The organism is Halomonas sp. IOP_6, from assembly GCF_021151565.1.
Lineage (GTDB): Bacteria > Pseudomonadota > Gammaproteobacteria > Pseudomonadales > Halomonadaceae > Vreelandella > Vreelandella alkaliphila.
Map to the genome: position 1 here is coordinate 1 of NZ_JAIRBO010000011.1, position 20712 is coordinate 20712.

The window sequence follows — 20712 nt, forward strand, 5'->3', positions numbered from 1 at the left end:
ACGAAGTGGCGGTCATCCTCCAGGATGGTCTGAAGCGCATGTTCTCCGACAAAGAGAACTGCTTCTACTACCTGACGGTGATGAACGAAAACTACGAGCACCCCGCGCTTGAGAACGTGCCCACCGACGATATCGTCAAAGGCATGTACCTGCTCAACGAAACCCAGGGCGACAAAGGCCGCGTGCAACTGCTGGGCTCCGGCACCATCCTGCGCGAAGTCGAAGCCGCCGCAGAGCTGCTGGCCAACGACTGGGGCATTGGCGCGGATATCTGGAGCGTGACCAGCTTTAACGAGCTGCGCCGCGAAGCGCTGCTGTTGGAGCGTGAAGGCTTCCTGAACCCGGACGCCGAGACCAACAAGCCCCACGTGACGAAGTGCCTGGAAGGCCGTGACGGCCCAGTGATTGCCTCCACCGACTACATGAAGCTCTACGCCGACCAGGTGCGTGCCTGGGTGCCGAGCGAGTACACCGTGCTGGGCACGGACGGCTTTGGCCGTTCCGACACCCGCGAGAAGCTGCGCTACTTCTTTGAAGTAGACCGCTACTTCGTCACCGTGGCGGCGCTACGCGCGCTGGCAGACCGCGGTGAGCTTGATCGCAAGCACGTCGGCGAAGCGCTGAAGAAGTATGGCATTGACGCCAACAAGCCGAACCCGCTGACCAGCTAAACCGCTGCCCGGCGGGCAGAAGCCCGCCGGCTCGATCCGATTTGGAAGGAGCGCGACCTTGAGTAGCGAAATCATCAAAGTTCCCGATATCGGTGGCGATACCGATGTCGAAATCATCGAGATTGCGGTGTCAGAAGGCGACGTCATTGAAGCGGAAGACACCCTAATCACCCTGGAATCCGACAAAGCCAGCATGGACGTCCCGGCCCCGAAAGGCGGCAAGGTGCTCAAAGTGCTGGTCAAAGAAGGCGATACTGTCTCCGAAGGCGACGACATCGTTGAGCTGGAGGTTGAAGGCGGCACAGACGGTGGCGAAGAGACGTCAGCCCCCGCGTCTGACAGCCAGTCCAACGACGCGCCAGCGAAACAAGACAAACCAAAAGAACCGACTAAAGAGCAGGCCCCAGCAGCTAAAAAAGCCGGTGGCAGCAAGCAGACCGTTGACATCAAGGTGCCTGACCTGGGCGGTTCCGACAGCGTTGAAATCATCGAAGTCGCGGTTAGCGCTGGTGATGAGGTCAACGCCGAAGATACCCTGATCACCCTGGAGTCGGATAAAGCCTCCATGGACGTGCCCAGCCCGCACGGCGGTAAGATCGTTGCGCTGACCGTCAAGGAAGGCGACACCGTCTCGGAAGGCGACGTGATCGGCCAGATGGAAATCGCTGGCGAAGGCGGTGATGCATCGGCTGAAGAAGACGCATCGCAAGCGCAGGCTGCTGCTGAAGAGCCGGTCGTTGAAAAACCTGTCGCTGAAGCACCAGTAAAACAAGCGCCTTCTCTTGAAGGCACCCCGAGTCCGGAAGCACAAATCGCTGATGATCAGCCACGGGATAGTAAGCTGGTGCATGCAGGCCCAGCAGTACGCATGCTGGCACGTGAACTAAATGTTGATCTTAGTCTTGTTAAGCCTAGTGGCCCGAAAGACCGGGTGCTGAAAGAAGATGTACAGGCCTACGTGAAACAGGCCATAGCCAACCAAGGTAAAGCAAAAACAGCGACTGCCCCAGCAGCAAGTGGTGGTGCTGGCATTCCCGCGATACCGGACGTCGACTTCAGTCAGTTTGGCGACGTAGAAGAGAAGCCGATGGGGCGCCTGCTCAAGATGGGCGCGACCAATCTGCACCGCAGCTGGCTCAATGTGCCTCACGTGACGCAGTTCGACGAGGCCGACATTACCGAGCTTGAAAGCTTCCGTAAGGCCATGAAAGCCGAGGCTGAAGCCCAGGGCGCTAAGCTGACACCGTTGCCGTTTATGGTCAAAGCCTGTGCCTTTGCCCTGCGTAAATTCCCCCAGTTCAACGTTAGCCTGAAAGGCGACGGCGAAACGCTGGTATGGAAAAACTACGTGCATATCGGGATTGCCGTGGATACGCCAGATGGCCTGATGGTACCGGTAGTGCGCAACGCCGATAAGAAATCCTTGATCGAGATAGCCAAGGAGATGGCGGAACTAGGCAAGAAAGCGCAAACCAAGAAGCTTAAGCGTGATGAGATGACCGGTGGCTGCTTCACCATTTCGAGCCTTGGCTCGATTGGTGGAACCGCGTTCACACCGATCGTTAATGCGCCGGAAGTGGCGATCCTAGGGGTGTCGAAAGCGCAGATGAAACCGGTATGGGATGGCTGTGCCTTCCAGCCGCGCTTAATGATGCCGCTATCGCTCTCCTACGATCACCGGGCGATTAACGGTGCGGATGCCGCCCGCTTTACGGCCTTCCTGGCCGATGTGCTGACGGATATTCGCCGATTACTGCTGTAATCGTCTCACAGCAAGCCAAAAGCGGCGCCCAATAGGGCGCCGCTTTTTTGAGACATCAGTTTGGAGCATTGAAACCTATTGTTCGCGAAAACCCAGGGTTACCGAAAACCTAGGGCTAGCAAATCACGCCCTAACAGATTTACCGCCTAGAATAGTCATCAAGTCGTCGTTTTCTGGCTCTTGAGACGACAGCACCAGCAAAGACTCTAAGCTATTAAGGTGCGTGTATATCGCCTGCTTAGCCGCCTGTGCATCACCACTCGCCAAGTGCCCAAGCAAGTTCGCATGATCGCCTTCCAAGTAGCAAGAAGACAAGCCCGGACGCTTATAGAGAGCGATGACAATTGACGTTCTCAAGACGAGATCGGTCAACATCGCACCCAAGATACGATTAGGGGCATGCTGCGCAAGGAGATGATGAATATTGAGGGAGTGTTCAATGCGTGACGGTTCGTCACCGTTTTCAAACGCCTGCTTTTCAAGGGCGACCTGCTTCTCTAACGCCTTGTAAGTCGCCACATCCAGCTTACCCGCCAACAGTGAGACAATCTCACCTTCCACTAACCTACGCGCGGAAAACGTCTCTCGCGTTTCGTCAATCGAAGGCGCTCTGACGCGGGCAACCTGGTTCGGCCGTTGGTCGATAACATGTTCAGCATCAAGCCGTGTTAACGCTTTACGCACCACTGAACGGCTGACGCCAAATACATCGCCGATGGTGACTTCAGGCAGTTTTGTATTTGGTGCCAGTCGCTGCATCAGTACCGCAGACCGGATGTGTTCAACAATATCTTGATCGCTAACGCGACCTTCTTTCGTTTTGGTAAAACCTTTCTTGTGCCAGCCGAGGGTCATGGCCTAACTCTCTAATGAACCTCGACGAAACTTATCATGTTTACCCCTCGGACAACCACTCAGAACCACGCAAAACAATGCCTTAACGGGTAATCGAGTCGATATGAGGGCACAACCACAGCCTTACGACGGGTTGGGTAGAATAAGAATCGCTCGAAAATCGTTAACATTGGTTCGGGTTGGCCCCGTTACCACGAGGTTATCTAACGCATCAAAGAAACTGTACGCATCGTTACGGGCAAGGTAATCCTGTGCAGAAAGCGATAATGCCTTAGCTCGCTGCCAGCATTCAGGCCCAATTAACGCGCCTGCATTATCTTCAGAGCCATCAATGCCATCGGTATCAACAGCAATTGCATAAATGCCATCACATCCTTTTAGCGTATCAAAAAGCCCCAGCAGGTACTCAACGTTGCGCCCTCCTCGACCATTACCACGCACGGTAACGCTGGTTTCACCACCTGACAGTACCAGCAGCGGACGAGTAATTTCAGACTGCAACTTGCACGCCATACGCCCTTGGGCAATGCCTAAATCTCTTGCTTCACCCTCAAGATCATCACCTAGCACTCTTACCTCTAGGCCACTCTCTTCGGCGCTGAGTTGGGCGGCCTTCAGTGCGTCCCGCGCACGGGCCAGGATAGTCGATTTGTCCCGTGAAAATCCTTGGCTCCAGGTCTGAGGAGCACGATGGTCGGCCATTAAATGACGCTTCACATGCTCAGGCACCTCAATCTCATGGCGGTTTAAAATTGCCAAGGCATCTAACGACGTTGTGTTATCCGGCAGCGTCGGGCCTGAGGCAATTAATGAAGGCACATCACCAGGAACATCCGAAATAAGTAGCGTCACCACTTGCGCGGGGTGCGCAGCGGTGGCCAACCGCCCGCCTTTAATTGCAGACAAATGGCGCCTTACGGTGTTTATTTCACGGATCGGTGCACCGCATCGAAGCAGCGCCTTATTCAGAGCCTGTTTGTCTTCTAGCGAAATGCCGTCCGCCGGCAGAGTCATTAACGCGGAGCCGCCGCCGGAGATGAGTGCGATCACTTGATCGTCTTCACCCAGGTTTCTCACTTCATCAAGCATGCGCTTAGCGGCTTGCTCACCCAGCGCATCAGGCATTGGATGAGAGGCTTCAAGTACATCGATATAGCGACAGGCTGCCCCATGCTGATAACGGGTCACTACTACGCCTGTTAAGTCGACCTCTTCGCCTGACTCACGAGCGCGTTTTTCCCACGCCAACTCTAATGCGCGCGCCATGGCGGCGGCGGCCTTACCCGCGCCCACGACGACAGTTCGGCCTGGCGGTTTTTCAGGCAACTGGGCAGTTAATAAGCTATCGGGATGTACCGCAGCAATAGCCGTTTCGGCCAGTTGATTCAGCCACTGGCGGGTCGCCTCTTCACTGGTAAAAGGCGCCAAGCGAACAAGGGAATTCATCAAGAGACTCCTCGGGCAGGGATCAGGAAAAGGGCTCAAAAAGGAGCTTAGAAAAGAACGTAAACAAAGAGCTAGGAAAGCTTAGTAAAAGAACTTAAAACTCAGTAAAAAGAGCTTAATGGCAGGCCAACAGACGCTGGCCTGCCTGACAAAGGCACGCTATTGGCCAACCTCATGGTCTGCCAGCTTTTCTAAAGCGCGCACAATACCTGCGTGATCCCAATCTTCGCCCCCGTTGGCAACACACGCTTGGAACAGCTGCTGTGCATTGGCGGTGCCTGGCAATGACAGGTTTAACGTCCTAGCACCCTCTAACGCCAAGTTGAGATCTTTCTGGTGCAGACGAACGCGGAACCCAGGCTCAAAGGTGCGCTTGATCATGCGCTCGCCATGAACATCGAGGATTTTCGATTGAGCTAAACCGCCCATCAGTGATTCACGTACTTTAGCGACATCAGCACCGGCTTTAGAGGCAAACAGCAACCCTTCTGCCACTGCTTCAATCGTTAGCGCAACCACAATCTGGTTAGCCACTTTGCACGTCTGACCTGCACCATAGCCGCCGATGTGGGTAATCGTCTTCCCAACAACGTCCAGGTATGGCTTGGCTCGCTCAAAGCCTTCCGTTGTTGCGCCCACCATGATGGTAAGTACAGCGTTAATTGCACCACCTTCACCACCAGAAACCGGCGCATCGACAAACTCTCCGCCCGCATCGGTAATCCGCTTGGCAAATGCCTGGGTCTGCATTGGGGCAATGGAGCTCATATCAATCACCAGGGTGCCGGGCTTCAGACCTTCAATCACGCCTTCCTCACCAAATAACACACTTTCGACATCGGGCGTGTCGGGCACCATGGTGATAATGACATCAGACGCTTCAGCCACCGCTTTGGGAGAAGCGACTTCACTCATGCCTTTTTCGGCAAGCGCAGCATCCAAAGTGCCGCGTTTAACAGTCACTAAAGAGTGACCAGCGTCGAGCAGGTGCCCCGCCATAGGACGCCCCATAATGCCTAAACCAATAAAACCAATCTTACTCATAATTGTTCTCCATTCGCGTCTTTTAGAAACCAACCTATTGTTTCTAAATGATTTAGATTTCCTGAGTTAACGACTATCTACTCACTTGCCTGTTTTAAGTCATACAGGGTTAACGCGCCTTATCTAACCAACCTAAACCTTCTACCGTCGTGGTCTTGGGCTTGTACTCGCAGCCGATCCAGCCGTCATAGCCAAGCTGCTGCAGGTGGCTAAATAAGAAGGGATAATTGATCTCACCCGTTCCTGGCTCATGGCGCCCTGGGTTATCCGCCAACTGCACGTGAGCGATACGTGCAAAATGCTTTTCAATAGTGGGTGCAAGATCACCCTCCATGATTTGCATGTGGTAGATGTCATACTGCAGCTTTAAGTTATCGCTACCGACTTCGTCAAAAAGTGCCAACGCCTGCTCGGTGCGATTAAGGAAAAAGCCTGGAATGTCACGGGTATTGATAGGCTCTGCAAGCAGCAAAATGCCGGCTGCTTTGAGTTTTTCGGCAGCGTAGCGAAGGTTTTCAACCAGGGTACGGTGAGCTTCAGCATCACTAACGCCCTCAGGCTGAATACCCGCTAGGCAGTTCACCTGCTTGCACTCAAGCGTAGTGGCATAGTCGATCGCTTTATCCACACCGGCACGAAACTCTTCTACCCGGTCGGGATGGCAAGCAATGCCTCGCTCGCCTGCTCCCCAATCTCCCGCAGGTAAGTTGTGCAACACTTGGGTTAGGCCATTCGCATCCAAGCGCTGCTTGATGTCAGCTGCCGCATAGTCATAGGGAAAAAGGTACTCAACCCCTTTAAAGCCCGCCTTTGCGGCGGCCTCAAAGCGATCAAGAAAATCGACTTCAGTGAACAGCATACTGAGATTCGCGGCAAACTTAGCCATAGTGTTCTCCTAACGTTTTAGCGTCTTAATAACGACTTCAGCGACTTGCCTGGAAGCACCTTGGTGCGTTACGTCAGGCTGGCAATAGAACTCGGTGCATCGGTAAGGTTTTCAGCTAACGCTTCGAACTCATTAACCCCATCAAGGTCAGTGCCCATCGAGATATTGGTAACGCGCTCGAGAATGATTTCCACCACGACCGGCACACGGTATTGGCGCATTAGCTCACGCGCTTTCTCTAACGCAGGTGCAATCTCATCGGGTGTAGTGACACGCAGCGCTTTACAGCCAAGGCCTTCAGCAACCGACACGTGATCTACGCCATACTCAGCGAGCGCCGCTTCTTCGTCGGTGTAGTTAATGTTCTTGAACGAGAGCTGGACACAGTAATCCATGTCGAAGCCACGCTGAGCCTGGCGAATCAAACCGAGATAAGAGTTGTTCACCAGCACGTGGATATACGGCAAGTTAAACTGTGCCCCAACCGCTAGTTCTTCCACCATGAACTGGAAGTCGTAATCGCCAGACAGCGCAACCACTTCGGCATCAGGGTCGGCACGGCAAACACCCAGTGCTGCAGGCACTGTCCAGCCTAGTGGCCCAGCTTGGCCACAGTTAATCCAGTGACGAGGCTTGTACACATGCAGGAACTGAGCGCCGGCAATCTGCGACAAACCGATCGTGCTGATATAGCGTGCATTTTTACCAAAAACCTTGTTCATCTCTTCGTAAACACGCTGCGGTTTCACCGGCACGTTATCGAAGTGCGTTTTGCGCAGTAGCGTGCGCTTACGCTCCTGACACTCTTGTGCCCAGGCACTACGGTTTTTAAGCTGTCCGCTGGCCTTCATTTCACGAGCGACGTCGATAAACAGGTCTAGGGCAAGCTTAGCGTCAGAAACGATGCCGTAGTCAGGCCCAAAAATACGGCCTATTTGCGTAGGCTCGATATCAACGTGAACAAACTTTCTATCTTTTGTATACGTTTCAACATTGCCAGTGTGTCGGTTAGCCCACCGATTACCAATCCCCATGACAAAGTCAGAGGCCAACATGGTCGCATTGCCGTATCGGTGCGACGTTTGCAGCCCTACCATGCCTGCCATTAACGGGTGGTCATCCGGGATCGTTCCCCACCCCATCAGCGTCGGGATCACCGGCACCCCGGTTAGCTCAGCAAATTCAACTAATTGCTCGGCAGCATCGGCATTGATGATGCCACCACCAGCCACGATCAGCGGCTTATTGGCTTCGTTGAGCATCGTCAATGCTTTTTCAATTTGGGCACGAGATGCTGAGGGTTTATAAGCCGGAAGTGACTCGTAGGTGTCCGGATCAAACTCGATTTCGCTCATCTGTACATCGATGGGAAGATCGATCAGTACCGGTCCAGGACGGCTAGAACGCATAAGCTGGAAGGCTTTCTGGAATGCGCGCGGTACCTGGGCAGGTTCCATCACCGTAACGGACCATTTGGTTACCGGGCCAGCAATCGTCTGAATATCGACGGCCTGGAAGTCTTCTTTATGCATCTTGGCGCGGGGAGCTTGGCCAGTGATACATAGAATCGGAATTGAATCAGCACTGGCAGAATACAGGCCCGTAATCATATCCGTGCCCGCGGGACCAGAAGTACCGATACACACACCAATGTTGCCAGCGGTTGTGCGGGTATACCCTTCCGCCATGTGTGAAGCGCCTTCCACGTGGCGTGCTAACACGTGATCTACGCCGCCCACTTTACGCATCGCAGCGTAGAAAGGATTGATAGCAGCACCTGGCACACCAAAGGCAACATCAACACCTTCTTTTTTCAGGACGTGAATGGCGGCTTCTGCAGCTGTCATTTTAGCCATCACAACTTCTCCTCGAAGAGTGAATACATTTTGTATTCATTTTTGTATTTAATTTTGTATACGAAACAATATTCAAAGTATGCGCCATCCGAAGCACTGTCAATATTTAATGGAAAATATTTCCACTAAATTCAGCAAACGCAATAAAAATCATTTTAAATCAAATATTTAATATGGATTATATTGGGTATAAACACGTACAAGGGAGCGCAAGTGTTACTAACGAAACGCTCTCGGCATTGGTAAAAACAGGCATGCCAATCGGACCGGTGCTTTTGCATCCAGTCCATACAGGGGGAAAATGGTGTAGATTTAATCCCGCACGCAGCGTGCTATTGCCGTCTGCAATACCTAGCCATCGCGTTTCGCAAGGGCTTGATCGTGCCCTAGCATATCGGAGATTGTTCTCGCGGCCACTTGCACCAGCGCTTGCAGCTTGGTTCGCTCATCCTCGGCAAATTCATGCACAGGCACCATGATACTAACAACGCCCTCCACTACCCCATCATGGTTGTAGAGCGGGTAGGCAATCGATGAAATACCAAAGTGATAGTAAGAATCGGCAATGACATAACCACGCTGACGGTCTTCCTGAACTAAGTCCCATAGAACATCACGCCGGATGGGGGCACCGAGTTCTTTATTAAGTAGTTGGTCGTCAGGATAAAGCGATTCAAATTCCTCTTTTGAGAGATCTGTCAGAAGCAGTCGCCCTAGTGACGTGCAGTGCAGTGGAATTCGTGTTCCTACACTAACGCGACGAATTGTGGCGTTAGTGGCACCCACACGGGCCACATAAACGGCATCCCTTCCGTCGCGAACGGCAATATGACTTGAGCAGCCGGTCTGCTCGCATAGCGACTCAATAACAGGATGGCCTACCTGCACAACATCCAATGAGGCCACATATTCAAAGCCCAGTTTTAGCACGTTCACACCCAGCGAATACAATCCAGTGACCGGGTGATGGCGTAGAAACCCCATATGCTCCAAGGTCTGGACTGCGCGATACGACGTCGACTGGGGATAACCAACGCGTTTGACGATCTCAGCAAAACTCATTTCGCGATGATGACGATTGAGCTCCATTAAAATCGTCAGCCCGCGTTCAAGCGCGGGAATTAAATGTTTTTTTTCCTTATCACTCATGGCGGGTTAACTCACTTCGTTATTTGTATTATCGAGATAACGTAAAACCCCCAACGCCTGCGCAAATCTACCACTGACCGATTGCCATTAATGATTTAAAGCAACATTGAGCATGCGTTAAGGAACTCAGCTAATACAGCAGCTATCACCACTAGAGCGCTAGAAGGTGTTAGCTGCTGACGTCACAACGAGCGAGCTAGTTACTCAGACCACTCTCCAATCAACCCGCGCTCTTCATCTGTCATATTGGTCATGTTGCCAAGGGGCATGTATCCACTGGCCACGACTTGCTGAATGCTCTCTTTGTGATGCAAAATTTGCTCAAGGTTATCGTAGGCAAAGCCCGCAGGAGGAGCAGGAAAACCGGGCTGTGTTGGCGATTGGGCATGGCACGCAACGCAGCGCTGCTCAATAACCGCCTGCACATCAGCAATATCTGTCCCACTCTCTGCACCAGCATTAGCTTGTTGGTTAGCTGGCATCCCTATCCAAAACGCCACCATAATCAAGAGGACACCTGCCGCAGGATAACCAGGCCGTATTTTCCCAGCATGCATCAACACGAAGTACTGACGAATTAATGCACCCGCAAAAATCAGCAATGCCATGATGACCCATGCATAGGCGTGAGAGTATGCAAAGGAGTAGTGATTACTGATCATTAATAAGACAACGGGTAACGTAAAGTACGTATTGTGTACCGAGCGTTGCTTACCACGTTTGCCGTCTAACGGATTTGGCGTTTCGCCAGCTTTCATCGCCTTAACAATGCGGCGCTGCCCTGGAATGATCCAGAAGAACACGTTGGCAGACATCGCCGTTGCCATAACAGCCCCGGTCAATAGAAATGCGGCACGACCTGAGAACATTTGAGTGCTCAGGTACGCCACCACCACCATCATGATCGCAACACCAATACTTAATAGGCCATCGCGCTCCATGTTGGGGCTGATGCGCTTACACATTTCGTTGTAAACCACCCAACCCAATAACAAAAAGGTCAGCGCCAAAACGTTGGCCTGCCAGCCGGTCATATTGGCAGCCCACTCCCAACTACTATTGGGATTAACCAAATAAAAGCCAGGATTAAACATGTACAAAATAATGAATAAAGCGAAGCCAGATAACCAAGTGGTATAAGCCTTCCAGAAGGACCAGTGGAGGTCATCAGGCAGCTTTTCCGGGCTGGTGGCATATTTCTGATTGTGATAGAAGCCGCCACCGTGCACGGCCCACATCTCACCAAACACGCCTTTTTTGCGGCAGTTTTCATCTTTGGGGGATTTTAAGCCATTATCTAGCATGACAAAGTAGATAGACTCACCAATCCAGGCAATCGCGGCAATAACGTGTAGCCAGCGAAGCATAAAATTAGAAAAATCAATTAAGTAGGACAGCATGTCGGCTTCCTCGCCTCATTTGTTTGTTGTTAGTCGGCAGCATTAGGTTTTTTATCAGGGCTATTTTTATCGGGACTATTGATTAAGTCTCTTTAGCTGCCGCGATACGTAGAGTAGGCATAGGGCGATAGCAGCAATGGCACGTGATAGTGCTGTGTGGCGTCATTGACCCCGAAGCGAAGCGGTATCACGTTTAAGAAGGCAGGCCCGTTATCCGCAACTCGGCCAGCCTGACTGGCGAAGTAATCGCCTGCATGAAACGCCAACTCGTACTCCCCTTCTTGTAGCTCGTCGCCATCTAATATGGGATGGTCACAGCGGCCATCATCATTGGTGGTTACCGTTTTGAGGAAGCTGCGTTCGCCGTTAACGACACGATACAGATCAATTTTGACTCCCTCGCCTGGGCAGCCTTGCGCAGTATCCAGAACATGAGTTGTCACGTAACCCATTGGTTTCTCCAATATTTTATTAATGTAATTAGAGCTATTACCCTGTTTTTTCCCAATGCCTTACTTACAATAAGTAGCTCAACAGTGGGTAAGACACGGCATAGCCCAAAACCCAATGACTACATTTCTATATAAAAAATCGACACATTTCAAAGAATTTTTGTATACATTTTTATTAGGAAGCGTTGTTCACCCTGTCCAGCGCCAAAATTTTGACGCTACCTTAGCTACTCAGATTTTCTTTCCTAGGCGACGACCAGGCATCTATACACAAGCCCCTCCCTGGCAGAGATATTTAAAAATAAATTAAAAATCAAAAGCTTGAGCAAAAAATATGGTAGACGTAGCTGAGAAACCAGCATGCTATTTTTCGTATCAAGAAGCGCTATTAGCCAAATAGATGAGCATAAACAGGGCGAAATTATTTATTTTCAGCAGATTTTTTGTGTACAGTATTAACTTCAAAAATGAACAATAATTTCAAATCATTGAATACAACAACAATGGAGAGTCCCTCATGAGTGACGCAATTGCCTCGTCGGAAGAGCGAGCGCGAATAGATGGAAAGAGCACCTCCCTCTTTGATTTTTATGGAAAACCCAAATTCTTAAAGGTGCTGCCGCTTTCTCTTCAGCACCTACTGGCCATGATTGCTGGCGTGATAACACCGCCTATTATCGTTGCCGGAGTCGTTGGCGCGAGCGTCGAAGAAAAGCTCCTGCTTATCCAGATAGCGGTACTGGCATCAGGTGTCTGTACCGTGTTCCATCTATACGGTGTGTGGAAATTCGGTGCACGCTTACCTGCTATCTTTGGTGTCGGCTTTGCCTACGTACCGACGCTTGTGGCAGTTGGCGCTCAGTACGGGATTGAAGGAATACTCGGCGCCCAGTTGATTGGCGGTATGACCATGGTCGTGGTGGGCTACTTCATCCAATATATACGCCACCTGTTCCCCCCTGTCGTGGCAGGAACAGTGGTATTGGTAATCGGTCTGTCGCTATATGACATCGCTATTCGCTATATGGCGGGCAGTGGAAACGTTAATGCTGCCAATTTTGGTGACCCCATTAATTGGATCGTCGCTGTCGTTACGTTGCTCACTGTCTTAATTGCAGCTCAATTTGGTAAAGGGGTGATTAAGCTCTCTGCCATTATTGTGGGCATTGTGGTGGGCTATTTACTTTCCCTATCGCTAGGCTTGGTTAATTTCGATAACGTAGCCAATGCATCCTGGGTAGCCGTTCCTAAACTAATGCCGTTTGAGATGGAATTTCACACTGCGGCCATTGCTTCGATGGTCGTCATTTGTGTTATCAACTCCGTACAAACTATTGGGGATTTATCTGCCACAACCGTTGGCGGTATGAACCGTGAGCTAAAAACAAAAGAGCTTACCGGCGGCCTACTCGGCAATGGTTTAACCACTACCGTCAGCTCTTTCTTCGGCGCCCTGCCCACCTCTACGTTCAGCCAGAATGTTGGCATCGTAGCCATGACCAAGGTAATTAGCCGATACGTACTGGCGCTGGCAGGTATTTTTATGATTCTGGCGGGTCTCAGTCCGAAATTCGGCGCAATGATTACGACGATTCCTTACCCCGTTCTAGGTGGTGCAACAATTACCGTGTTTGGCATGATTACCATGACCGGCATCCAGTTGCTGGTTAAAGATGAGATGTCTGCGCGCAATATGACCATCGTCGGCCTTTCCCTAGCACTAAGCTTAGGCATCGCTGCAGAGCCATCAGCTATTGAGCAGTTTCCTGCGGTATTAAGAGACTTGATTGGCGGAGCGCCTATCGTTGTGGCCGCTATTACGGCTTTCACTCTGAACATCGTCCTACCCAAAAAATCTCTTTCAGATGAGGCTAAAGAAAGGGAAAAGATTGCTAACGAAGATAAAGACACTAAGGACGAAACCAATAACCAAGGTAATAACCTTAGCCAACGTAGCGTTCATGCCGAATAATGATGTGTTAATTAGCAACCAGACCATCATTTAAAACATGTACGACGCTTTAGAACTGCCGCTAGCCCGGCAGTTCTATTGCGTTATTGCAGAATACAATAATGATATTAATGGAGTGACACATGCACCGCTTAAACAATCTAACAATGAGAATGAGCTGGTCACTCGTTTTATTCTCTTTTCTGACATTACTGCTACTACTGAGTGGCACCGGACTCTACGCGGTCAATCATAGTCAGGAAAGCATCGAGCAATTTACCAACGTCAATGTCAATCAACAATCGACACTGAACAGAACCAATTCATCGATACAAAATGTACGTTTACAAATGGGCCGCCTGTACCAAGAGCTGCTAGAGGCGCAACCTTCTCTTACTGCCGTTGAAAGACGCCAACGAGCTGATGAAATGCGTAATCTGCTTGAAAGCGCAGACAACGTGTTCGCTGAATTTCTTTCTTTATCATTCAACCCTTCTCATGAGCACTTCATTCGTGAAATAGAGAGTAGCTTCAATAGCATGATGAGTCACCAGCTACTCCCTCAACTTGACTCGCTTTACCAAGGGGACACGACTGGCTACCAACGCCTGCGCAATGGTACCCATGATGCCTATGACACTTTTTATCAAGATGCCGTTAATTTTTTTCATACGGTAGAAGACGAAGGTAATAAGCGTTTGGATAACTTCTCTTCAGTGGTCAACTTAGCTAATTCAACTATTATCAGTGTATTCATCATCGCGTTAATCATCACTGCCATTGTCTACTGGGGCGTAAGCGTCAACTTAATTCGCCCAATGCAACGCATCAACGAGCACTTTCAATATATTGCTAAAGGTGACCTTTCTAGAGAAATTGAAGTGCATGGCCGAAATGAAATCGGCATTCTCTTCAACTCACTACGTAACATGCAAAAAGATTTGTTGGAAACGGTGGCAACCGTGCGCCATAGCAGTGAAGAGGTTTTTGCAGGCGCACGGGGAATTGCGTTAGGCAACCAAGATCTCGCCTCGCGAACCGAGCGTCAGTCCGCGTCATTAACACAAACTGCCTCCAGTATTGAAGAAATGACGGCCACCATGGAACGCAACAGTGACAACGCAGCGCAAGCTAGCAGCGTTGCTCAAGAAGCTGCGCATAATGCACAGCAAGGTGGTGATGTCGTGACTCATGTGGTTAGTAAAATGCATGAGATACGTCGTAGCTCGCAACAGATTACCGACATTATTGGCTTAATTGACTCAATCGCTTTTCAGACCAATATTTTAGCGCTCAATGCATCAGTTGAAGCAGCCCGAGCAGGTGAACATGGTCGAGGATTTGCCGTGGTAGCCAGTGAAGTTCGCCTGCTGGCAACCCGCAGCGCTGATGCCGCAGCGGATATACGTCAATTGATTGCAACGTCAGTAAGCCAAATAGAAGCAGGCACTCAACAAGCGGATTTAGCCAGTGAGTCAATGGTCGCCATTATGGAATCCGTTAAGCGTGTTACCACTTTGATGGATGAGATCGCAGTCGCTAGCGAGGAGCAACGTGTTGGCATCAACGAAGTAAATAGTGCTGTTGGCGAAATGGAGCAGACGACTCAACAGAATGCTGCCATGGTGGAGCAAGCCAGCACCTCCGCCACTCAGTTAGAACATGAGGCTGAACGGTTAACCGAGGTTGTGCTTAGGTTTAAACTCAACGCCAGCAGTGAAAACACCCAATCACATGCTCAGCTGACTTCGCTACCTCACCAAGCCGTACCTTGCACATAGAGCCAAACGCCATATACTGTATATATACACATATATGGCAACTCTAGTCCGTGCAGAGGTGGCAACTAATGGCTTCTTCCCCTTCCAGCGCTACCGTGTATAAAGGACGTGGTGCGACCTACGACCCGCATAACCGCTTTTCGCCAACTTGCAGCGTGGTAGAGGATGATGGCTGGTGGCATGAGGGGGCCACTACTTCGCTTGCAACGGAGATACGCGAGGAACCCAGCAAGAGCGCGCTTTCCTGGAACCGTTCACCGGATTTACCTTTTGACCGCTCACTCAACCCTTTTCGCGGCTGCGAGCATGGCTGCATTTACTGCTACGCTCGCCCTTCCCACGCCTACTGGGATTTGTCACCGGGGCTCGATTTTGAAACTAAATTAATCGCCCGCACAGGATTAGTTGAGCACTTAATAGACGAGCTTAGCCACCCCCATTATGTATGTCGTCCTATCAACCTTTCCGGTAACACTGACTGTTATCAGCCGCTGGAAGCGAAATACCAAACAACTCGTCGTTTATTAGAGCTGCTACTGGCATGTAGGCATCCGGTCACCTTGGTTACTAAAAGCACGCTAATACTGCGGGATTTAGACCTGCTAGCAGAAATGGCCGAGCATCGGTTAGTGCGGGTGTTTGTTAGCCTGACAAGCCTGGATGCCAACCTAAAACGTACCTTGGAACCCCGGGCGGCCTCGCCTCAGACGCGCTTAAAAGTGATCCGCGAGCTCAACACCGCAGGCATTCCAGTGGGTACGCTGGTCTCACCGATTATTCCTGGCCTTACTGATCACGAAATTGAACGCATTCTAGAAGCGGCCAGTCGAGCTGGCGCGCGCACAGCAACGTGGATGCTGCTGCGCCTGCCCCATGAAGTCGCACCAATGTTTGAAGCCTGGCTACAAGCCCACTACCCCGAGCGAGCCGCTAAGGTAATGAGCCTGATTCGCCAATGCCGAAGCGGCAAAAACTACGATGCACAATTTGGTAAACGCTTCCGAGGTGAAGGTGTCTTTGCCGACTTGATCGCCCAGCGCTTTAATCGCGCCAGCCGTCAGTGGAACATGCAGCCACGCACCGAACAGGGCCTGAACACCCACGACTTTCGACCACCACGGGCGCAAGGGGATTTATTCATTTAAGCTAAGCCTTTTGATGTAGTAGCTTCCCGCAAAAGGAAACCCAATGACCTCGCTTAGCAAGACCAAATCAAGTTTTTACCGCCGCTTGTATGTCGCGCATTTAATTGAGCAAGGCGTCGCAAGCGTACCAGCGTTAATTGAGGCCACCGGTATGCCTCGTCGTACCGCGCAGGATACTATCGCCTCACTTACAGAGCTGGATATCGAGTGTGTATTCGAGAAAAGCGAAGGTGAGCGCCATAATATTGGCCACTACCAGATACGTGACTGGGGGGCGATAGATCCTCACTGGGTTGCTACTCATGCGGAACGGCTAAAGGTGGCACTTGGCTATTGCTGACGCACAAGCACTTAGCGAAAGGGTCGTGACATCAGGTCTACGGCCAACAGCGACAACGTTAGCAAAAACCAGCAACGAAACTGCCCTGTCGATATACGGTTTCTAATTAAGCTCCCCAACCACATACCGGCTAATGCAGGGAGTACCGCGTACAGCGAAAGCGTCAGGTGCACGGCTTCCAAAGAGTGTTGCACCGCTAGGCTGCTGAGTAGCGCCAGGGTAGAAACCGTAAACGAGAGTCCCAATGCTTGGATCAGTTCGTTCCTTTCTATCCCAAGTGCCTGCAAATAAGGCACTGCTGGAAGTACAAACACACCTGTTGCCCCTGTAATCCATCCAGTTAAAAGACCGATAATGGGTGACAACCAGGACTCATACTTGGGCAGAATATTAATCACAGGCGCCCAAAAAGAGTATATGGAATAAAGCATTAAGGCGCTTCCCAGACTAAACGCTGCCCAATCTGCGTCAAGCTGGCTCAATAGCGGCGCACCCAAAAAAGCGCCGACGGGAATACCAAGCATCATGCTAAAAAAGCGGCTTAGAACGTGCCAGTGATAACCGCCCTTCAAAAACTGCCAAATATTGGTAATTAACGAGGGCACTATCAATAATGCTGCGGCAACAACGGGTGAGTAAAGCGCCCCCAGAAGAGCCATAGCAACGGTAGGCAGCCCCATTCCGGTTACTCCTTTCACCAAGCCTGCTAGCAGGAATGTGCCCAACAACCAAATTAGCGTAGCAATATCGTTTGTCATGACGACATTGAAGCGTGACTGGAACCCCGCCACAATCAGGTATTTTCCTCTTAGGCTTCGGCTCAGCCTTAGGGTGGAATAGGAGCTTTTTATGCGCTTGGATTTATCAGATCTTCATCTTTTTCTGTGTATTGTCGAAGCAGGTAGCATCACTCAAGGAGCCATGAATGCTCACCTAGCCTTGGGTTCTGCCAGTGAACGCCTGCGCCGTATTGAGGCCGATGTTGAAGTCAAACTGCTTGAACGCCACCCCCGCGGTGTTATGCCAACAGAAGCCGGAGAAGCCCTAGCTCACCACGCTCGGCAAATGTTGCTGCAGCATAAAAAAATGCGCGGTGAACTTGAAGCGTTTGCCAAGGGGCTGTCAGGAACGCTTAGACTGCATGCAAATACTGCCGCACTTGCCTCTTTTTTGCCTCGCAAGCTTGCGCCCTGGTTACAAGCCCACCCTTCACTGCATATGGACGTTAAGGAGCGAACCAGCCTAGCAATCATTCAGTCGATCCAAGCCGGCATTGTTGAGGGGGGAATCATCACCGATGCGGCTAACGCAGAGGGCTTAAAACGCGACGCTCTGGTGCCTGACCATTTAGTCGTTGTGGTGGCCAAGGGGCATCCACTATCTAGCCAATCATGGATTAGCTTTCACGAAGTTGTCGGACTGCCAATGGTTGGATTGAGCGAGGAAAGTGCGCTGCAAGCTCAAATCGAAGAGCAGGCTCGCCAGCTTGGGGCTTCATTAACACTACGGATACGCATGAAAGGATTTGGTGAGCTGTGCAATTTGGTAGCCCACCAAGTAGGCATCGCCATTATTCCTAAAGGCATTGCGCAACAATGGCTACAGCGTTACGACCTTAGCGTTGTGAATCTAAACGACCCGTGGGCCAAACGGCAACTGTGCTTGTGCTATCGCGATGAAGCATCACTGTCACCGGCTATGCAAAGCCTGTTTACTCATTTACGGCTTCCCTAAGCACTGAACGAGAACTACCCGCCGTTTAACTATCCGGCTCTGACCATGCTAATCGTGCGGCGTTAAGCGTCACGCTGAGCGAGCTTATTGCCATGGCGAGCACTGCGATCAACGGTGGTATAGCCATGACGACGACTACGCCAAGTGCCAGGGTGTTATAGAGTGCCGAAAAGAAAAGATTTTGCTCCATAACACGCCGCGTACGCTTAGCGATGCTAAGCAATTTTACTATCCCACCGATCCCTGGTGTCATTAGCTGGGCGGATGCTCCCTCGCGGGCAGCTTCGCTGGCACTCAGTGGGGCAATGCCAGCGTCTGCTGCCGCCAAGCTTAGCGTATCGTTTAGGCCATCTCCCACAAACAGTGTTGGCGATGGTAACCCGCGTAATAGCCGTGCCTTGGCTTCCGGAGAGCGCTGGGCATAGCAAGCCTCGCGCACCAGACCAACACGCTCGCCTACCCAACTAACCGCGCCCTGTCGATCACCACTGATCATTGCAACCAGATAACCTGACCCTAGCAGGTGCTTCACGCTTAGCTCCGCATCGTCGACGGGTTGATCGGTCAGGTAGAACGTCGCCAGCCAGCCTGACTCATCCGCCAGCATTACTTGGGAAGCAAAAGCCAGCGCGGCCTCTTCCGCCTGGGAAGGAACATCAACCTGCTGTCGTGTCAGCCAACCGGCGCTACCTATCATCAGACATTCACCGTTTACAAGGCGAACACGGCGTCCTTGCCCGGGGAATTCATCAACGTCTTCTATGGAAGGCTGAAAGCTTTGTTGATCTTGGCCACCCGACCAGCGCGCCAATGCTTGCGCCAATGGGTGTTCGCTCCCGGCAACAGCGCTGGTGAGCTTGTGCTGCAACGTGTGTTCATCAATGCCATCCCGCGCTTGCCAGTGCAGTACCGCATGGCATCCTGTCGTTAAGGTTCCGGTTTTATCCAGCGCTACTGAACGAATACGCGCCAAGATTTCTAGCGCGGCGGGGTCACGCAGCACAATACCTTGCTGCATAGCCTGACCGCTACCGGCAAGACTAGCCAACGGCACCGCCAGCCCAACGGCACAGGGGCATGCCACCACGAGCACTGAGAGCGCACGCACCAATGCATCCTCCCAGCCCAATCCAACGAGTAGCGCACCAAGCAACGTCACTAGCGAGAGCACAAGTGCCAAAGGACTTAACCAGGCGGCAAAACGGTCGGCTAGTTTCTGCAGTTGCCCTTTTTGGGCCTGATAGCGGCGCATTTCATGACGCAGTCGATCCAATCGGCGTTTACCAACCCCTGCAGTGACCTGCATTATCAGTGGTGTCGTGCCTAGGTAGCGACAGCCGGCATACACTCTCTGCCCTGCATTGAAGTGACGTGGCAAGCTTTCACCGGTCAGTGAGGCGGTATCAATCCAACCGGGAGCATCAAGAATGCCATCTAGCGTCACTAGCTCCCCCGGCGCTAGCTTAACGCGCGTACCCGCAGCCACATCATTGACAGGTAGTAAGACCCAGGCCCCCTTTTGCCAAGCGCTTATAGCCGCATCTGGCAACGCCAGTGCATCCAGCGCTTTCAGTCCACGGTGTCGGCACAGCGTTTCTACCAGTCGCCCAACGAGCAACAGCACAATCAGCATAACCGCCGTATCGAAATACACCTCCGCCGAGCCGCGCCACAACAACCCAATCGACACACTCACTGCACCGATCGCACCAAGGCTAACCAGCACATCCATCCCTGGGCGTTTGGCAAGCAACGTACGCCAGCCTGCTCGGTAAAACGGCCAGCCCGAATACACCACTACGGGTAGCGCAAAGGCGCCCGATATCCACGCCACCACTTGCTCTATCGATGCGTTCGGTAGCGCTCCCACATAAATAAGCAGTGATGCCAACATGGTCCACATACCGAAAGCCGTGCCTACTAACAACCGCAAGGTAAGGTAGCGGCTCTCCTGCTCAAGACGATCATGGGCATCATCAACAGCTTCTAATTCAGTTAGCCGATAGCCCAACCGTTTGACTACCGGCGCAAGCTCCGTCAGATCGACTGCGTCTCGCGCACCTTTCACCCACACGGTTGCCGTGGGGTAGTGGACGCTAACGTCGATGACCCCAGGCAGACGTGCTAGCGCCCCCTCTACTGCCAGAGCACAGCTGGTACACCACATACCATGCAGGGTATAGAGGGGATTGTTATGGCTAGATGTTTTATCGTCTTCTGGCATCGAGCTAACGTGGGCG

Annotated in this window: 17 protein-coding genes; 7 read left to right on the forward strand and 10 right to left on the reverse strand. The window is 51.7% G+C overall.

From position 1 onward, the window contains the following. A partial coding sequence (locus K7H08_RS16290; protein ID WP_442908345.1) for a transketolase-like TK C-terminal-containing protein occupies positions 1-671 on the forward strand: 671 nt, incomplete at its 5' end. A gap of 58 nt (positions 672-729) precedes the next feature. Further along, complete coding sequence (aceF, locus tag K7H08_RS16295) at positions 730-2433, forward strand: dihydrolipoyllysine-residue acetyltransferase (RefSeq protein WP_231658536.1); 1704 nt, start codon at positions 730-732, stop codon at positions 2431-2433. Positions 2434-2556: 123 nt separating this feature from the next. Here the strand turns inward: aceF and K7H08_RS16300 are convergent, their stop codons facing one another. The 8 genes from K7H08_RS16300 to uraH all read right to left on the reverse strand — a co-directional run bounded on the left by K7H08_RS16300 (position 2557) and on the right by uraH (position 11521). Continuing rightward, positions 2557-3288, reverse strand: coding sequence for a GntR family transcriptional regulator (locus K7H08_RS16300; protein ID WP_038483199.1), 732 nt, complete (start codon positions 3286-3288; stop codon positions 2557-2559). A 123-nt stretch (positions 3289-3411) separates the two neighbouring features. Further along, complete coding sequence (locus K7H08_RS16305; protein WP_231658537.1) at positions 3412-4734, reverse strand: glycerate kinase type-2 family protein; 1323 nt, start codon at positions 4732-4734, stop codon at positions 3412-3414. Between the two features lie 159 nt (positions 4735-4893). Further along, positions 4894-5778, reverse strand: a complete 885-nt coding sequence (locus tag K7H08_RS16310) for a 2-hydroxy-3-oxopropionate reductase (protein WP_231658538.1) — start codon at positions 5776-5778, stop codon at positions 4894-4896. Between the two features lie 109 nt (positions 5779-5887). Continuing rightward, a complete protein-coding gene (gene hyi, locus K7H08_RS16315; RefSeq protein WP_193068403.1) occupies positions 5888-6664 on the reverse strand; it encodes a hydroxypyruvate isomerase in 777 nt (258 codons plus the stop codon). 68 nt (positions 6665-6732) lie between these two features. Continuing rightward, on the reverse strand, positions 6733-8520 hold the full coding sequence (gene gcl, locus K7H08_RS16320; RefSeq protein ID WP_231658539.1) for a glyoxylate carboligase: 1788 nt from the start codon (positions 8518-8520) through the stop codon (positions 6733-6735). 351 nt (positions 8521-8871) lie between these two features. Next, on the reverse strand, positions 8872-9669 hold the full coding sequence (locus K7H08_RS16325; protein WP_231658540.1) for an IclR family transcriptional regulator: 798 nt from the start codon (positions 9667-9669) through the stop codon (positions 8872-8874). A 200-nt stretch (positions 9670-9869) separates the two neighbouring features. Next, positions 9870-11069: a urate hydroxylase PuuD gene (locus K7H08_RS16330; protein ID WP_231658541.1), complete on the reverse strand. Its 1200-nt coding sequence runs from the start codon at positions 11067-11069 to the stop codon at positions 9870-9872. Positions 11070-11161: 92 nt separating this feature from the next. Next, on the reverse strand, positions 11162-11521 hold the full coding sequence (gene uraH / locus K7H08_RS16335) for a hydroxyisourate hydrolase (RefSeq protein WP_038483178.1): 360 nt from the start codon (positions 11519-11521) through the stop codon (positions 11162-11164). A gap of 517 nt (positions 11522-12038) precedes the next feature. Between uraH and K7H08_RS16340 the strand changes: the two genes are divergently transcribed. From K7H08_RS16340 to K7H08_RS16355, 4 genes are all read left to right on the forward strand, one after another. Continuing rightward, positions 12039-13493 carry a uracil-xanthine permease family protein gene (locus K7H08_RS16340; protein ID WP_120387171.1) on the forward strand — a complete coding sequence of 485 codons (1455 nt, stop codon included), beginning with the start codon at positions 12039-12041 and terminating at the stop codon, positions 13491-13493. 122 nt (positions 13494-13615) lie between these two features. Next, positions 13616-15253, forward strand: a complete 1638-nt coding sequence (locus tag K7H08_RS16345; protein WP_231658542.1) for a methyl-accepting chemotaxis protein — start codon at positions 13616-13618, stop codon at positions 15251-15253. Between the two features lie 68 nt (positions 15254-15321). After that, entirely contained in the window at positions 15322-16398 is a 1077-nt protein-coding gene (locus K7H08_RS16350; protein ID WP_231658543.1) for a PA0069 family radical SAM protein, read from the forward strand. Between the two features lie 43 nt (positions 16399-16441). Then, entirely contained in the window at positions 16442-16738 is a 297-nt protein-coding gene (locus tag K7H08_RS16355; protein WP_231658544.1) for a winged helix-turn-helix domain-containing protein, read from the forward strand. 11 nt (positions 16739-16749) lie between these two features. Here K7H08_RS16355 and K7H08_RS16360 read toward each other — a convergent pair whose 3' ends face one another. Next, positions 16750-17529 (reverse strand): sulfite exporter TauE/SafE family protein, encoded by a 780-nt coding sequence (locus K7H08_RS16360; RefSeq protein WP_231658545.1) that lies wholly within the window; start codon positions 17527-17529, stop codon positions 16750-16752. Positions 17530-17587: 58 nt separating this feature from the next. Between K7H08_RS16360 and K7H08_RS16365 the strand changes: the two genes are divergently transcribed. After that, complete coding sequence (locus K7H08_RS16365) at positions 17588-18472, forward strand: LysR family transcriptional regulator (RefSeq protein WP_095604599.1); 885 nt, start codon at positions 17588-17590, stop codon at positions 18470-18472. A gap of 25 nt (positions 18473-18497) precedes the next feature. On the opposite strand, the gene K7H08_RS16370 is transcribed toward K7H08_RS16365, so the two are convergent. Further along, entirely contained in the window at positions 18498-20696 is a 2199-nt protein-coding gene (locus K7H08_RS16370; RefSeq protein WP_231658570.1) for a heavy metal translocating P-type ATPase, read from the reverse strand. Positions 20697-20712 lie beyond the last annotated feature (16 nt).